General features: G+C 40.4%; 15 protein-coding genes and 1 tRNA gene. 10 read left to right on the forward strand and 6 right to left on the reverse strand.

The genetic code is table 11. The features are described 5' to 3' along the window. Positions 1 to 56 precede the first annotated feature (56 nt). The 3 genes from CKW03_RS14310 (at position 57) to CKW03_RS14320 (ending at position 4,035) form a co-directional block, all read left to right on the forward strand. Positions 57 to 2,027 (forward strand): DUF3858 domain-containing protein, encoded by a 1,971-nt coding sequence (locus CKW03_RS14310; RefSeq protein WP_093098119.1) that lies wholly within the window; start codon positions 57 to 59, stop codon positions 2,025 to 2,027. Then, complete coding sequence (locus CKW03_RS14315) at positions 2,024 to 3,925, forward strand: DUF3857 domain-containing protein (protein ID WP_093098121.1); 1,902 nt, start codon at positions 2,024 to 2,026, stop codon at positions 3,923 to 3,925. Before CKW03_RS14310 ends, CKW03_RS14315 begins: the two co-directional genes overlap by 4 nt. A 36-nt stretch (positions 3,926 to 3,961) precedes the next feature. After that, positions 3,962 to 4,035 (forward strand) — tRNA-Ala (locus CKW03_RS14320). Positions 4,036 to 4,351: 316 nt separating this feature from the next. Here CKW03_RS14320 and rpmA read toward each other — a convergent pair. The 5 genes from rpmA to glmM form a co-directional block, all read right to left on the reverse strand. Continuing rightward, a complete protein-coding gene (gene rpmA, locus CKW03_RS14325; RefSeq protein WP_093098122.1) occupies positions 4,352 to 4,618 on the reverse strand; it encodes a 50S ribosomal protein L27 in 267 nt (88 codons plus the stop codon). A 43-nt stretch (positions 4,619 to 4,661) separates the two neighbouring features. Further along, entirely contained in the window at positions 4,662 to 4,973 is a 312-nt protein-coding gene (rplU, locus tag CKW03_RS14330; RefSeq protein ID WP_093098124.1) for a 50S ribosomal protein L21, read from the reverse strand. Positions 4,974 to 5,370: 397 nt separating this feature from the next. Beyond that, positions 5,371 to 6,300, reverse strand: a complete 930-nt coding sequence (locus CKW03_RS14340) for a hypothetical protein (RefSeq protein ID WP_093098127.1) — start codon at positions 6,298 to 6,300, stop codon at positions 5,371 to 5,373. A gap of 99 nt (positions 6,301 to 6,399) precedes the next feature. Beyond that, positions 6,400 to 6,969, reverse strand: coding sequence for a hypothetical protein (locus CKW03_RS14345; RefSeq protein WP_093098128.1), 570 nt, complete (start codon positions 6,967 to 6,969; stop codon positions 6,400 to 6,402). 74 nt (positions 6,970 to 7,043) lie between these two features. Continuing rightward, positions 7,044 to 8,426 (reverse strand): phosphoglucosamine mutase, encoded by a 1,383-nt coding sequence (glmM, locus tag CKW03_RS14350; protein ID WP_093098130.1) that lies wholly within the window; start codon positions 8,424 to 8,426, stop codon positions 7,044 to 7,046. Between the two features lie 191 nt (positions 8,427 to 8,617). Here glmM and CKW03_RS14355 point away from each other — a divergent pair, with 191 nt between their 5' ends. Together CKW03_RS14355 and CKW03_RS14360 are read left to right on the forward strand one after the other, a co-directional pair. Next, complete coding sequence (locus CKW03_RS14355) at positions 8,618 to 9,217, forward strand: phosphatase PAP2 family protein (protein WP_093098131.1); 600 nt, start codon at positions 8,618 to 8,620, stop codon at positions 9,215 to 9,217. Continuing rightward, on the forward strand, positions 9,214 to 10,050 hold the full coding sequence (locus CKW03_RS14360) for a ZIP family metal transporter (protein ID WP_093098133.1): 837 nt from the start codon (positions 9,214 to 9,216) through the stop codon (positions 10,048 to 10,050). Before CKW03_RS14355 ends, CKW03_RS14360 begins: the two co-directional genes overlap by 4 nt. On the opposite strand, the gene CKW03_RS14365 is transcribed toward CKW03_RS14360, so the two are convergent. Then, positions 10,051 to 10,521 carry a MarR family winged helix-turn-helix transcriptional regulator gene (locus CKW03_RS14365; RefSeq protein ID WP_093098135.1) on the reverse strand — a complete coding sequence of 157 codons (471 nt, stop codon included), beginning with the start codon at positions 10,519 to 10,521 and terminating at the stop codon, positions 10,051 to 10,053. It abuts the gene before it with no gap. A 106-nt stretch (positions 10,522 to 10,627) separates the two neighbouring features. Here CKW03_RS14365 and CKW03_RS14370 point away from each other — a divergent pair, with 106 nt between their 5' ends. The 5 genes from CKW03_RS14370 (at position 10,628) to CKW03_RS14385 (ending at position 15,643) form a co-directional block, all read left to right on the forward strand. Continuing rightward, on the forward strand, positions 10,628 to 10,867 hold the full coding sequence (locus CKW03_RS14370) for a FeoA family protein (RefSeq protein WP_093098136.1): 240 nt from the start codon (positions 10,628 to 10,630) through the stop codon (positions 10,865 to 10,867). Continuing rightward, positions 10,867 to 12,969, forward strand: coding sequence for a ferrous iron transport protein B (gene feoB, locus CKW03_RS14375; RefSeq protein ID WP_093098138.1), 2,103 nt, complete (start codon positions 10,867 to 10,869; stop codon positions 12,967 to 12,969). Before CKW03_RS14370 ends, feoB begins: the two co-directional genes overlap by 1 nt. Then, complete coding sequence (locus tag CKW03_RS20500) at positions 12,969 to 13,115, forward strand: FeoB-associated Cys-rich membrane protein (RefSeq protein ID WP_157739540.1); 147 nt, start codon at positions 12,969 to 12,971, stop codon at positions 13,113 to 13,115. Before feoB ends, CKW03_RS20500 begins: the two co-directional genes overlap by 1 nt. 406 nt (positions 13,116 to 13,521) lie before the next feature. Continuing rightward, positions 13,522 to 14,961 carry an amino acid permease gene (locus tag CKW03_RS14380; RefSeq protein ID WP_093098139.1) on the forward strand — a complete coding sequence of 480 codons (1,440 nt, stop codon included), beginning with the start codon at positions 13,522 to 13,524 and terminating at the stop codon, positions 14,959 to 14,961. A 10-nt stretch (positions 14,962 to 14,971) separates the two neighbouring features. After that, a complete protein-coding gene (locus CKW03_RS14385) occupies positions 14,972 to 15,643 on the forward strand; it encodes a lysoplasmalogenase (RefSeq protein ID WP_093098141.1) in 672 nt (223 codons plus the stop codon). The last annotated feature ends 45 nt before the right edge of the window (positions 15,644 to 15,688 follow it).

A 15,688-nucleotide genomic window follows, 5' to 3' on the forward strand; every position in this document is an offset into this window, starting at 1 on the left:
AGCATTAAATCAGATGTAAATTATTTACATTTGACTATAATTATTACCAAATCATTATGAAATCTATGTTTTTAGGCCTCTGCATGCTATTTGTATGCCTATTGGGGAATGCGCAAGACAATCCTTTACCAAAATTGGACTTGGCATTATTCTCTACTGACCACAAGCAGAACGACACTTCTGCACATGCAATTGTATTATTTGAACATGGAAGAACTGAACTGGAATTCAGCGAAAGTGACCGCGCCTTAATGGTCGTTCATAATGTACATGCTCGGATCAAGATCCTGGACAAAGACGGTGCTAGCTCAGCCAATATCAGCATCCCGCTTTACAAGTATGGTTCGGACATGGAATATGTGCGCGACATAAAAGGCAGGACGCATAATTTTGAAAATGGTAAACTCGTTACGGATGACCTGAAAAAAGAAGCGATCTTTACCGATAAGACTTCCCAATATAGACATGAATTAAAATTCACCCTCCCTAATATTAAAGACAATTCCATCATCGAATACTCTTACAGGTTATTATCGCCGGGAGTCAGAAACTTTAGAACCTGGTACTTCCAATCGGATCTACCTAAGTTGCACAGTGAATATGTAGCGGTAATTCCAGCTACTTTTGTCTATAACACCAACTTGAAGGGCTACCTAGGATTAACGGATCAGAAATCTACGGTTTTAAACAAACATTTCCTTTTGGGCGGTGATAGACAGGACTGTTCGAAAATGACTTATATCATCGAGGACGTTCCGGCATTTAAGGTAGAGGATTTCATGCTAGCTCCCATCAATTATATTTCTTCGATCAATTATGAACTCAGGACCTATCTTGACCCACATGGACCGCATACCAATTACGCGAAAAACTGGTCTGATATTGATCAAGACCTGATGGCGGCAAAAGAATTTGGTGGACAGGTAAAAAACAAAGGGGCATTCAAGGATTTGCTGCCTACCATCTTGGCTGGGAAAGAAAGTAAATTGGACAAGGCCAAGGCCATGTACTATTATATCCAGAAAAACATCAGCCATAATAATGTCTTGGGAAAATATGCTGAAATAGGAATAAAGAAAGCCTTGGAAACCAAAAAAGGAAACATTGCGGATATTAATCTTGGCTTGGTAGCTGGATTGAATGCTGCGGATATTGAGGCTTATCCTGTCATCATTTCCACCCGTAACAATGGTATTCCAAACTTTCTGTTTCCAGCGATGACGGATTTCAATGCGGTTATATGCATGGCTAAAATCGATGGAAAAGACTATCTATTGGATGCCTCAGAGAAATTCCTTCCTTTTGGAGAACTTTCTATATCCTCGATTAATGATCGCGGTAGGGTGATCTTTTCTAGAGACCGATCGGATTGGGTGCCTTTAAAGAATGAGGTGTCCTCCAAAAGATTGTATAATATCCTTGGAAAATTGGATAGTACCGGCAAGATCACAGGTACCATCCGGGTGCAATATACAGGGCTGGATGCGATCTCTAAAAGAAACGAGATTGACGGCTTCAATAGCTTCGAAGAGTATGAGGAAAAACAGATGGAACACGTGACATCCATGAGGCTATTGAGCTCGAAGGTGGAAAACATTGACGATATGGAAAAACCTCTCGTGGAGCAATTGGAATTTGAAATGGAACTGAGAGAAAATTTCAGGCCTGATGGTATTCTCCTGAATCCTATTATCTATGAAAGGACGACTAAAAATCCATTCAAACTAGAGGAAAGGAATTATCATGTGGACCTTGGTGCCCCAAGGGGTGAGACCTATAACATCAATATCAGCATTCCTTCAGGTTATACCATTTCAAACAAACCAAAGGATTCAGCGATGACCTTGCCAGAAAGCACTGCAAAATATACCTTCAGGTCCATATATGATAACAACATTTTGATGCTGCAACAAACGACTTTCCTGAACAAAGCTATTTTCACTCCTGAGGAATATTTTCACTTGAAAGAATTCTTCTCCAGGATCATCCAACAACAAATGACTGACTTTCAATTCAAGAAGATATGATGAGAAAAATAGGTTTTATTCTTGCATTCCTCCTATTGGGCCAACTTGATTCTTTTGCCCAGTATGAGGTTTCCAATATCCCTAAGGAATTGCTGAGTCGGGCTTCGGCAACAATTCGGGAGGAACATACCACTTACGACATCAAAAGCCCAAGTGAGATGATCGAAACTGGCCGTCGGGTAATTACCATCCACAACAGTGCTGGTGAGGAATACAACAGTATCACGATGTCGTATGACAAGTCCAAACAGATCAAGAATATCAAAGTGGAAATCTTAGATCCCGATGGAAAGGCTGTCAAGAAATATTCCATGAAGGATTTTAAGGACTACAGCGCCTCTGATGAGGGAACCATGTTCACTAACACCAGGCTCAAGCACTTAGCGCCTTCACTGCCTTCTTTCCCCTATACAGTGGTCACTGAGTATGAGGTAAGACATAACCAAACACTGGCCATCAGTTCATGGCGACCTGACTTCTCTTTGGATATCTCTGTGCAAAAGAGCAGCTATGAGATATTGGCTGATCCCAATTACAAACTGAGAATCCTGAAAAAGAACCTCAAAAAAGAGGGTAAGGAAGAAATGAAAGGAAAGCAGAAATCCTATTATTGGGATATAGAGAATATCAATGCTGTTCGCTCAGAACCCTATAGCCCGAATAGGCATGAGACTGGAATGCGCGTTTTTGTAGTCCCTGAATCTTTTGAATATTACAAACATGCGGGAACGGCCAACGATTGGAAATCCTATGGCGACTGGATGAACAGCGCATTGCTGAAGGATAAAAGAGACTTGCCAGCAGCAACCGCCGCAAAGGTTAAGGAAATCTGCAAGGACCTGAAAACCGATCAAGAAAAAGCCAAGGCTCTCTACGAGTACTTACAGAAAAAGACCAGATATATTTCCGTACAGGTTGGTATCGGTGGACAGGAGCCTTTTCCAGCATCAGATGTAGACCGGTTGGGTTATGGTGACTGTAAAGCTTTGGTCAACTATATGCAATCCCTATTGGACGTGGTCAATATCCCCTCCTACTATTGTATCGTGGAAGCGGGCAATCGTAAGATGAATATTGAGCCTCAATTTGCCAACTTGATCGATGGCAACCATGTTATTCTTTGCTTACCATTCCAAAATGACACCACTTGGCTGGAATGCACAAGTCAGGACTTCCCTTATGGCTACCTTGGTGACTTTACTGATGATAGGTTGGTATTGGCGATGACTGAAAATGGTGGTAAGATCTTAAGGACGGTCAGCTATCCCTATGACCAAAGCATACAACATAGAAAGGGTTCATTTAAGCTCAATACCGATGGTAAAATCAGCGGAGTGATCACGACTGAGTTTTCAGGCTTCCAGTTTGAAAATCACTTCCCGAATGTCAGGAAGATCAAGGATGAGCAGATCAAATCCCTTGCTAGGCTATATGACATCAACCGTATCCAATTCAAGGACATCAAGTATACCATTAACAGCAATGACAAGCTTTCGCTTACCGAGGACCTGAATATCGAAGCCGAGAACTTCGCAATCAAGAACAATGACAATGTCACGGTCTTCCCTAATTTCCTGAACCGAAGCGCTTCAATCCCCGATATCCGAAACAGAATAAATGTTGTCCGGATCTCTAGAGGTTATACCGACATTGACGAGACTGAAATCGAATTACCCGAGAATCTTTCAAACAATATCATCCCAATTAACAAGAAGCTAGAGGTCCCTATGGGCACCTACGAGTTCCGTGTAGAGATCAAGGACGGAAAGATGATCTGCTACAGAAAGCTGCAACTCCGTGAAGGTGAATACCCTGTATCCAGCTATGCTGATTTCAGCAAGTTCATGTTGGATGTATCCATCACCGATGGCACAAAATATAATTTAGCATTGAAATAGGAAATATCGGAAATTCCAGTATATTTGCTGCGCTAAGGGGGATTAGCTCAGCTGGCTAGAGCGCTTGCCTGGCAGGCAAGAGGCCACCGGTTCGAATCCGGTATTCTCCACATTTTAACGAAAAAGGCAGGATCAATGATGATCCTGCCTTTTTCGTTAGACATCAGACCATAGACACAAGACATTAGACCTTTCCATTCGCTATCTTAGAACATCACATCAATTAGCTACATATCTATCACTTGACTATATAGGTCTGGTTAGTGACTTTCATCCATACACGGCCAGCATAGCCAATCCTTTGTATAGATTACGTTGGAATAGACAATAGAGCTTTCTTGGTCTCAAGTCTCATATCTCATATCTAAAACAAAGAAGGTCTGTTTGGAATACCAAACAGACCTTCTTGTGTTTTATTAACTAACCTTAGTTGTTTTCTTCTACTGGAAGAACTGAAACGTAAGATTTGTTGTTAGCTTTTTTACGGAATACTACTGTACCGTCGATTAGAGCGTATAAGGTATGATCTTTACCGATACCAACATTAGCATCAGCATTGTGCTGAGTACCACGTTGACGTACGATGATGTTACCAGCGATAGCTTGTTGACCACCGAAAATTTTGATACCTAATCTCTTACTGTGTGACTCACGGCCGTTCTTGGAACTACCCGCACCTTTTTTGTGTGCCATTTCTTTATTCTAATTTATGACTTGCGTCAGATTAAAAATTCGATTATAAACTGATACCAGTGATCTGGATTTTAGTGAATTGTTGACGGTGACCGTTTTTCTTTTTGTAGCCTTTACGACGTTTTTTCTTGAAAACGATAACTTTTTCACCTTTCAAATGTGACAAAATAGTAGCTGAAACTTTAGCACCTGAGATACTTGGAGTACCTACAGTAAACTTACCACCGTCTTCTGCTAACAATACATTGTCAAATTCAATACTAGCGCCCTCGTCCCCTTGTAAACGGTGTACAAAAAGGTACTGGTCTTTTGCAACCTTAAATTGCTGTCCTGCTATATTTACTATTGCGTACATTGTTATTTATTAAAATTGTTAATATTTAATGAGTCGCAAAGATAGAATATATTTTTCATTTCAACAAAACTATTTCATCTATTTTAATGCAGTTTTGTTAACCTACCTCAAGCATACTATTCCTCCTGCTTCAATAAATCCAAGGTCTGCTTTTTATTTGATCCAAATAGCGACCATTCATCCTTTGGATCATCCAAGGGAAAAAGAATGTAGCACTAACGAACAAGAGCAATCATATTTTAGGATAGGAAAAGAATTCCAAGAAAAGAAAGACAAAGGCTGTCTCCAACAATTCCTTTTCATTAATTTTCAAAGCCAATAGTTTTGCAATTCTATAAGTTAGTATAGATTATGGTAATAGATTAAAGAAAAAATAAAAAAGAGGGGAATCGGTAGGTTATAATACTTTGATTTCACCTTTGATAGGTACCTGTTGTTTCCAACGGCCTTTCAAGGTGCTCAAATATCCAGTGTCTTTATTCTTGATCTTGAAGGTAAATTCACATTCACGGCTTACCATCGTTACTTCAGCATACACCGTTTTCTTGCTATTCGCAGGAACAATGATATCAACAGGCTGGGTAGCATTAGCCATGTAAGGAGAAGATTGGACTCCTCTTACATATTTTACTTTTGCATCCCAATATTTAACGCCTTCATGCTCTAATGGGATCATGCTGATCAAACTATCAGGAGCTGGAGTCCAATCAAAAACACTGAAAAGGTTTGCGCTGAACTCTGAAACAAAGCTAGCGGTCTTGTAATATTCCTTAATCGGGGTTTTAATGGTCATCGCATTGCTTGCCTGATTATCAACTGTAGTACTGTTCAGCCTAAGGACAGTCACTTTACGAGCAGTAGGATTTTCAGTGATGATTTTATCCACCAGCTCATAGTTACCACCTCTTTCTTGGATAATCTCAATTTCTTTGGTAGACTCTTGATCCTTTATCCCGATCAGTAATCTTCTAGGTTCTGCGCTGAAGTTCTCAGTCATGGAAATAAATAACTTCCTAGGGTCATTCCCTTTCTTCTCCAAAGCGATAATTCCTGTAGAATTTTCGACACGGCCTACCCCACCCAATCGCATGATTTGCAAACGGGAATCCAAGAGATACTTGGTAGGATTAATATTTCTAACATGAACAACCTCCCAGGTGTCGGAGGTCATCGGAACTTCTTTGTCTACAAATCCGGTATTAACCTGGATATTAGCCTTTTCCTCTTTAATAAGAGGCTTTTGAAAATCTGGTGCTTTCTCGCAAGATGAAAGACACAAAACAGACAACAAAAATACTGCACTTAACAAACGATATTGAGTCTTCACTGGCGATAATGTTTTTAATCTATCGCCAAATTTATTAAATAGTATAATATGTTGTAGACATTTAGCTATAAAAACAAAAAAAATTACTGAAAATAAATACTACATATTGATTTTGGCATGGTAAAGTACCTTTTTTTCAATCAAATTGTAGTCCTCATCATAAACTGGCTCATAGACAACAACATACACTGGTCTTACCATATCTTCCATCTTGAAGGACTCACCGAACTCAGTCAGATAAAAAGAATTGACGGTCCGTTCCGCTAACCATTCCTTCTGTGTCCCATACGGATTTTTGTCAAAGCGGTGATCATCAATGGCTGTAAAGTACCAATAGCTCGGCGCTTCATCCGAAATCATCGTCGTTTTATCCTCATTGAAACGACCTTCTGCCATTCCAGTATTCTCAAACCACATCACTTCCATATCAGCTTCACCGATCGCAGAACGATAAATGTCTTCATTTTGGGTAAAACCAATACAAAAGCTATCGATATTCCTCACATGGAATACTAACTTGAACGGCTTTTTCTGGATATGGAAGACCCCATCCTTAGCCGTCAAAGTCTGATAATCCTGCTTGATTTTGATATTGACAAACTCCTGCGCCTGTAGCCCCAGAAAACCAAAAATGAATAGGAATAGGAGAATCGGCTTGATGTTTTTCATATTGCAAATAAACAGAAATCCCCCAATACAATAAATAACTGTTTTGGGGGATTTTATATCGTTCCTAAAGATCTTTATCCAACGATCTCTTGGATTTCATTCATTATTTTTTGTGCGATTGCCTCTGCAGCTTCCGCTGTAGGTCCTTCCGAATAGATACGGATGATAGGCTCCGTATTCGATTTACGAAGATGCACCCATTCGTTCGGGAAATCAATCTTCAAACCATCAATGGTAGAATGTTGCTCATGAGCATATTTCGCTTGCATTTTCGCCAATAGATTATCGATATCCAGTTCAGGAGTTAGTGTAATCTTATTTTTGGACATAAAGTATTGCGGAAGTTCAGCACGGTATTCTGTTACCTTCTTGCCTAACTTCGCTAGATGCGTCAAGAACAGAGCAACCCCAACCAAGGAGTCACGTCCATAGTGAGAAGCTGGATAGATCACTCCACCATTTCCTTCACCACCGATTACTGCATCCACCTCTTTCATCTTAGTCACCACATTCACCTCACCTACCGCAGCAGCAAAATATTGCCCACCATGTTTTTCAGTCACATCTCTTAGAGCACGCGTAGAGGAAAGGTTAGAAACCGTATTTCCTTTTTTCTGTCCCAAAATAAAATCTGAAACCGCTACCAATGTATATTCTTCGCCGAACAGCTCACCATTTTCCATCATGAACACCAAACGATCAACATCCGGATCCACAGCAATACCTAGATCAGCCTTATTGTCAAGCACTGCTTGGGAAAGATCTGTTAAGTGTTCCTTTAGAGGTTCTGGGTTATGTGGGAAATGCCCATTTGGTTCACAATGGATCTTATAAACCGTCTCCACACCTAAAGCTTTCAACAACTCAGGGATAAATGTACCCCCAGTACTGTTCACTGCATCAACAGCAACTTTAAAATTGGCTTTCTTGATCGCTTCCACATCCACGAATTCCAATGCCAATACATCATCAATATGTTTTTGTAAAAATGAATCATCTTTTGTAACAGAGCCCAATTGATCGACCTCTGCAAAATCAAAGTTCAAGCTCTCACCAAGCTCTAAAACCTCTTTCCCTTTGGCATCATCAATAAATTCGCCCTTTTCGTTCAAAAGTTTCAGTGCATTCCATTGTCCTGGATTATGGGAAGCAGTCAGGATAATCCCACCGGCAGCCTTTAACTTCGGTACTGCAATCTCAACAGTAGGCGTAGTGGACAAACCTAGGTCAATTACATTTACCCCTATGCTCTGCAAGGTCCCGATCACTAAATTAGAAACCATCTCGCCAGAGATACGAGCATCCCGGCCTACTACGATAGTCTTGTTTTCTGCATTTTCTGTAATGATTTTTCCATAAGCAGCAGTAAATTTCACAATATCCACAGGTGTTAAGTTATCACCAGGTCTACCGCCTATAGTTCCCCTAATTCCTGAAATAGATTTAATTAAAGCCATAAGTATACATGTTATTAATGCTCGTAAAAATAACGGAATAAAATAATTATTAATGTTTTTTATTCTTTTTTTCCTTCTTATGTATATCTTTGTTGCAACTTAGTTTCGTTTACTATAATAAGTAAGGTATTACATCTTATTTTTTTAGATTTGGTTTAATTATTGAAAATTGACCATTCTACAACAAAAATATGTTAGAGAAAATAATCCATTTCGATCAAGATTTATTTCTATTAATCAACCAGGGCTTAAGCAATATTGTTTTTGACTGGTTACTACCTATCTTACGTAATCCTTACACTTGGTCCCCGCTTTATTTATTTTTGATCATCTTTTTCATCAAGCACTACGGAAAGACCGGCATTTTAATCGTTGCCTGTACCTTTGCAACCTTCGGGCTGTCGGATGCGGCTTCCTCCCATTTGATAAAGAAATCGGTGAAACGCGTTAGACCTTGTAATGATGTAGTTTTCAAGAACCAGGTTAATTTACGTGCTCGCTGTGGTTCTGGATTTAGTTTCACTTCATCCCATGCAACCAACCACTTCGCGATGGCGTTCTTCTGGATTGTATTATTTCGTCGCAAATGGAAACACACCCTTTGGCTGTGTATCCTTTGGGCGGCTTCCATATCCTTTTCTCAGATCTATGTCGGAGTTCACTACCCCTTGGATATCCTCTGTGGGGCCATCTTGGGGACACTCATAGGTTTAGGGACTGGTTATTTATTCAAAAGGTTTTATCCTCAGTTTTTTGAACCCAAACCCATTCCAACAACAACAGCTGCATGAGTAGTTTCTTGATCGTATCCATCCTATTTTTCTCCGCATTACTAAGTGGTATTGCTGTATTTTTTGTCAAAAGAGATAATACCCAATTACTGAAATTGGTGCTTTCCTTCAGTGGGGCTTACCTATTTGCCATCACCGTTTTGCACCTGATTCCAGAAGTGTACCACAGTAACCAAACCCCAGGAGAAATCATCGGACTCTATATTTTAGGTGGTTTCCTATTTCAGTTAGTGCTGGAACATTTTTCCCAAGGTATAGAACACGGTCATATACACAGCAGCCACGATGGCCATAGTCATCAGGCATTTCCTATCGCTATCCTGATCAGTCTTTGTTTACATGCCTTCTTAGAGGGGTTCCCATTGGCCTCTGGACACCGCAATGAATTGGTCTTTGGTATTGCCATCCACCATATCCCTGCTGCTTTTGCTTTGGGAAGCTTATTGATCGGAACCCGATTGAAGAAACCTACCATTATCGTGTTTATCGCTATTTTCGCAGCCATGACACCACTAGGATTCGTGACCAGCAAAGGGATCAGCGCAGGAGAGATCGGTAACATCTCACAGTATTTCGATAAGATTATGGCGGTTGTAATTGGTATTTTCTTGCACATCTCGACTACGATCCTCTTCGAGTCAGGATCGGCAGATCATCATACCTTCAACAAGAAAAAAATGCTGGCGGTTTTGTTAGGCGTTTTGGTTTCGATGGCCAACTTCTTATTTGAAGGTCATGATCATTCACATCATAACCATGGAACTACAGATCAAACTGAAGAAACCCACGACCATGATCATCATGACCATGACCATTCTGATCATGAACATTAGTTAGTACTCCACCCCATTAAGGCCTCTGAACTTATCTAATAATTCACTTAGCTTCAAGCAATCGTCACTGGAAATGTTTTCTGGAAGTACATCATCCAGCATCATGTCCGTTTCGATTTCTTCAAGCAGATCCAAGCCTTTGTCGGTGATCAATAGATCGACGGCGCGCTTGTCTACGCTGTTCTTTTCCCTAGAAACTAGGCCTTTACTTACAATGCGATCAACTAACCTACTGATATCAGGCGTTTTGGTTAGCAGCCTCTCCTTCAACAAATTATTGGTAACAGGATTGGGGTACTGACCGCGTAAGACGCGCAACACATTAAACTGTTGCAAGGTGATTTGTTTGGCATTCGCTCTCTTTTCCAGCATCACGTTCAACCAGTTGTTAGTGTAAATAATATTGATCGTTGCGCGATGCCAAGGACTTGCGAATTGCTTTACTTTAACCAATTCTTCGATCTTCGGCATATTTAATAATACATTAGTGTGACTTAATCCGCAATTTAAAAGATTTTAATTATTTATCTTTGCTATTGTTGATTTTTATTCAAAAAACATAAAAAATTGTCGTCGAATGCCGCAACATATTAGCCTTGATAAATTGAAAATAGGAGATCTCGCTAAAATTAATGCAATCCAATCCACAGAAATACCTGCAAAATTCTATGAACTAGGCTTTTACCCAGGTTCAGTTGTTGAAATAAAACATAAAGCCCCGTTAAGTGGACCTATCTGTGTGAACGTCATTGAAAACAATGCCTTAATCGCAATCCGTAAATCAGAAGCTAAACTTATCACTGCAGAATTAATCTAATGAAAGATCCTAATATTGTCCTTCTCGGGAACCCCAATGTTGGTAAAACCTCTTTATTCAATAGACTTACTAAACTTAACCAAAAGGTTGGTAACTACCCTGGAATTACCGTAGAAAAAAGAGAAGGAAAATTAAAAGCAAATAACAAAACCTATCATATCATTGACCTCCCTGGGACTTATACCCTATTTCCTAACTCTTTAGATGAGGAAATTGTTTTCAAAATATTAAGCCAGCGAGAAAATAAACTTAGCCCCGACCTTACCGTCGTGGTCGCAGAACCATCAACCCTCAAAAGAGGGATCATCCTGTACCAACAGGCACGTGAACTGGGACTACCCGCCATTTTTGTGATCAATATGATCGATGAAGTGGAAAGCAAAGGAGTACAGATCGACTTCCATAAGCTGGAAGCTTATCTGAAGACCAAAGTCTACCAAACGAATGCAAGGACCGGAAAGGGATTGGAGAAACTGATCAATTCCTTGGATGAAAAACCATCTTTCTACCTTGGCACCTTCCAAATTCCAGAAAAATACACTCAAGCCCTATCGGAAGCTAAAAAACTGTTCCCTTTAGAAACGGAATACCTGACTTGGCAGTATCTGGCGCAAGAAAACGTAAGTTACCTTCCGTTGGAAAAACAACAAGAATTAGCTAGCATCCGTGCAAAATACCAATTGGATCCGCACGAAATGCAAAAGACTGAATCACTCTTGAGACAAGACCAAATCAGTCTGGAGCTTGACAAAATATTGGTCAAATCTAAAAACCAAACCCTAGACACCACATCCAAAATCGATAAGATCCTATTGCATCCAGTCTTAGGGTATATAATCTTTTTCGGACTATTGTTGTTGATTTTCCAAGCCATATTCAGTTGGTCTGGTCCATTAATGGATTGGATCGATGGTAGCTTCGGCGATTTAACAGCATACCTATCTACCGTCCTTCCCGAAGGACCACTCTCTTCTTTATTCATTGAAGGGATTGTAGCCGGTATTGGTGGTATTGTCATTTTCGTACCGCAGATCGTTATCCTATTCCTGTTTCTTTCCTTAATGGAGGAATCAGGCTATATGAGCCGTGTGGTATTCATTATGGACCGTTGGTTAAGACCTTTCGGATTGAACGGTAAATCGGTCATCCCATTGATGTCTGGAGCAGCCTGTGCTATTCCGGCCGTTATGTCTGCCCGTAATATCGAAAACCCAAAAGAAAGATTACTGACCATCTTGGTTACCCCATTCATGACCTGTTCGGCACGTCTACCGATCTATATCGTAATCATCGGTTTGATCATCCCAGAAACCACCTATATGGGCTTTAACCTGCAAGGTATCACCTTATTCTTCATGTATATCTTAGGAATAGTAGGAGCTTTGGGTTCTGCATGGATCCTCAACAAAGTCATCAAGAGCGTACGTTCTTCTTTCTTGATCTTTGAATTGCCAACCTACAAATTTCCTGACTGGAAGAATGTAATAACCAATGTTTGGGATAAGGCTTCTGGTTTCTTGATCGACGCCGGTAAGATCATCTTGATGATCTCCATCGTATTATGGGTTTTCGGAAATTTCGGGCCGAACCAAAAATTCTACAATGCTGAAGAAATCGTGCAACAGAACAACCCTAACCTAACTGGGGATGATTTGGAACAAGAAGTTGGATCCTATAAACTGGAACACTCTTTCTTAGGTTATATCGGAATGGGAATCGAACCTATAGTAAGGCCATTAGGCTATGACTGGAAAATGGGAATCGGTTTGATTTCATCCTTCGCCGCTCGTGAAGTCTTTGTCGGAACTATGGCAGTTGTATACAGCATGGGCCCCGATGTTGACATCGAAGACGAAGCCCAAAAAGGGTCGCTGTTGAGCAGAATGCGCGCTGAGGTCAATAGCAACACTGGAAAACCTGCATACAATTTTGCATCAGGAATTTCGTTATTATTATTTTACGCATTTGCAATGCAATGTATGGCAACCATTGGTGTAGTTCGTAAAGAAACCGGTTCATGGAAATGGACCATGATCCAAACGCTATTCATGACAGGCTTAGCCTACGTTGCGGCGCTGATTGCTTATCAAATCTTAAAGTAATGAGCTTAATTATTCAATACATCATCATCTTTATCCTTTTCATCTACGCTTTGTACGTGATCTTTAAACCCTTTTTCTCTAAGAAAAAAGGAAACTCAGGATGTAGCAAAGGTTGTTGTACGGTAGAAGTAAAGCCAAAGAGCTAATAAAAAAATCTTAAATAAAATGAAAAGGCACCTGAGATAGGTGCCTTTTTTCTTTGGCGAGATAGGTATGCCGGGGGATGGGGAGAGTTGCTTTCGCCCGTGTATTTGAACCAGGATTGGGTTCGACTCCGCTCACCCAACGAGGATGAGAGGATGGACCAAGATCATAACCGAAATACCTTTCTTGAAAAAAAACATCATCCTCCTACCCTCAAAAACACACATCTTTCCATTTCCTACTTAACATAAAAAAAATTATTTTACATGTATGCCGCTAATAAAACACTCTTTATTTTATTTGATGCACAAAAATTAAAATGAAAAATTTATCTTGTGGCTTTTATCGGTCCTCAGGCCGATGGAGAATAATAACTAGGAACATAATCAGGATTTAACCTTCTTCAGAGTGCAAGAAAACAACGAAAAAGAACTAAAAAGAGGCCTTAGTAACAGACATATTCAGTTAATTGCCTTAGGTGGAGCTATTGGTACAGGTTTATTTTTAGGGGTTGGGCAGGCCGCCATTTTAGCTGGTCCGTCCGTTATATTGGGATATGCCATTGCAGGGCTTGTCGCCTTCTTCATCATGCGCCAGCTCGGCGAAATGGTTGTTGAAGAACCGATCTCAGGTAGCTTCAGCTCCTTCGCCAATAAATATTGGGGACCATTTGCAGGCTATGCCTCCGGCTGGAACTATTGGTTGCTGTATATCTTGGTCAGCATGGCCGAATTGACCGCAATCGGCAAATATGTGCAGTTCTGGTGGCCAGAGATACCGCTCTGGGCTTCTTCCCTATTCTTCTTCCTCGTCATCAATGTGATCAATCTTGCTTCGGTAAAGGTATATGGTGAAACCGAATTCTGGTTTTCCATCATCAAGGTCGTGGCTATTATCGCCATGATCATCTTTGGGGTCTACCTATTGGTTTCAGGAAATGGAGGTGAGAGAGCAACCGTTGCCAATCTCTATAATGATGGCGGTTTCTTCCCCCATGGCTGGCTCAACGGAAATGGCGATATTGGATATACAGGATTACTGGCCGCACTCGTCATAATCATGTTCTCCTTTGGAGGTTTGGAACTGGTAGGTATTACGGCAGCAGAAGCTGAAAACCCTGAAAAAAACATCCCAAAAGCAACCAACCAGGTTTTATGGAGAATCTTGGTGTTCTATGTAGGAGCGCTTTTTATCCTTTTCTCATTAATGCCTTGGAGAACCATTACCGCAGATACCAGTCCATTCGTGGAAGTATTTGCAACCCTAAAAGGTTTCCAATTTGAGCTATTCGGAAAAACTTTCTACTTTACGAGCATCATCGCCAATGCCTTGAACGTCATCGTACTGACCGCAGCCCTATCGGTTTACAATAGCTGTGTGTACAGTAATTCAAGAATGCTATACGGTTTGGCTGAACAAGGGAATGCACCAAAGTTCCTTAAGAAACTAAACTCAAACCACTCCCCTGTCAATGCCATCTTGGTTTCTGCAGGGATTGTGGCAATAACAGTTTTGATCAATAAAGTGATCCCGAAAGAAGCCTTAGGAATCTTGATGTCCCTAGTAGTATCTGCATTGATCATCAATTGGATCATGATTACTTTGACGCACATGTTTTTCAGGAAACAAAAGGATAAACAAGGAATCAAGACCAAATTCCCAACCATTCTCTATCCGATCAGCAATTATTTCAGCCTCTTGTTTTTGTTAGGCGTATTGTTGATGATGTGGTTTACTGGCCTAAAAATCTCAGTGGAATTGATCCCAATCTGGGTACTGCTACTTTGGATCAGTTATATCTTGGTGAAACGGAACAAAGAAAAACAACTAAAAAATACGGATAATTAGATCCCATAAAATGAAGCAGTACAAATTACATATCGCATTCTTGTTCCTTGCACTGCTTCATTTATATGCTGTTTACGCCAATTTGCCCAATCTCAGGTTCTTTAGCAAACCTTTGATCTGTATCTCGCTTATCTTTATCCTGTATAAGGAAACTGGATTAAAAAAGAACATTGAAAAATTAGTCGCTGTAGGCCTATTTTTTGGCTGCCTCGGCGATATTTTCCTGATGCTGAACGAAAATATGTTCGTTGCCGGTTTAGCATCCTTTTTGATCGGCCATATCCTCTATGTCATTGCCTTTAGCAAACAAACAAGCGCCAAGGCCTTGAGCAAACATAAAAGCTATATCCTCATCGCGGGTATACTGGCCAGCTTTTCCTATTACCTGTATAGCATTCTGAAACCCAGCTTAGGACCATTAAAGATCCCGGTCATCCTATATATCATTGTCATCGCCGCTATGGCCTTCTTTGCTTATACCAGGAGGTACCAAACCAATACCCTAAGTTTTATCATTTGCTTGATCGGCGCCCTATTATTCATTTTCTCAGACTCCATATTGGCCTTGAATAAGTTTGTGGCCTATCTAGCCAACTCTGGACTTTACATCATGTCCAGCTATATCCTTGCCCAATATTTTATTACTCTAGGTATCATATTAGACAAAAAAACCAGGCCGTAAATAATTACAGCCCGGCATTAATACAAGTTGATATGATATGATTTA

It is taken from the genome of Sphingobacterium mizutaii (assembly GCF_900187125.1).
Taxonomy (GTDB): Bacteria; Bacteroidota; Bacteroidia; order Sphingobacteriales; family Sphingobacteriaceae; genus Sphingobacterium; species Sphingobacterium mizutaii.

Bases quoted from the DNA above. Each gene is read 5' to 3' on its own strand.
- CKW03_RS14310 (WP_093098119.1), top strand. From the start codon at position 57: ATGAAATCTATGTTTTTAGGCCTCTGCATGCTATTTGTATGCCTATTG.
- CKW03_RS14315 (WP_093098121.1), top strand. From the start codon at position 2,024: ATGATGAGAAAAATAGGTTTTATTCTTGCATTCCTCCTATTGGGCCAA.
- rpmA (WP_093098122.1), bottom strand. From the start codon at position 4,618: ATGGCACACAAAAAAGGTGCGGGTAGTTCCAAGAACGGCCGTGAGTCA.
- rplU (WP_093098124.1), bottom strand. From the start codon at position 4,973: ATGTACGCAATAGTAAATATAGCAGGACAGCAATTTAAGGTTGCAAAA.
- CKW03_RS14345 (WP_093098128.1), bottom strand. From the start codon at position 6,969: ATGAAAAACATCAAGCCGATTCTCCTATTCCTATTCATTTTTGGTTTT.
- glmM (WP_093098130.1), bottom strand. From the start codon at position 8,426: ATGGCTTTAATTAAATCTATTTCAGGAATTAGGGGAACTATAGGCGGT.
- CKW03_RS14355 (WP_093098131.1), top strand. From the start codon at position 8,618: ATGTTAGAGAAAATAATCCATTTCGATCAAGATTTATTTCTATTAATC.
- CKW03_RS14360 (WP_093098133.1), top strand. From the start codon at position 9,214: ATGAGTAGTTTCTTGATCGTATCCATCCTATTTTTCTCCGCATTACTA.
- CKW03_RS14365 (WP_093098135.1), bottom strand. From the start codon at position 10,521: ATGCCGAAGATCGAAGAATTGGTTAAAGTAAAGCAATTCGCAAGTCCT.
- CKW03_RS14370 (WP_093098136.1), top strand. From the start codon at position 10,628: ATGCCGCAACATATTAGCCTTGATAAATTGAAAATAGGAGATCTCGCT.
- feoB (WP_093098138.1), top strand. From the start codon at position 10,867: ATGAAAGATCCTAATATTGTCCTTCTCGGGAACCCCAATGTTGGTAAA.
- CKW03_RS20500 (WP_157739540.1), top strand. From the start codon at position 12,969: ATGAGCTTAATTATTCAATACATCATCATCTTTATCCTTTTCATCTAC.
- CKW03_RS14385 (WP_093098141.1), top strand. From the start codon at position 14,972: ATGAAGCAGTACAAATTACATATCGCATTCTTGTTCCTTGCACTGCTT.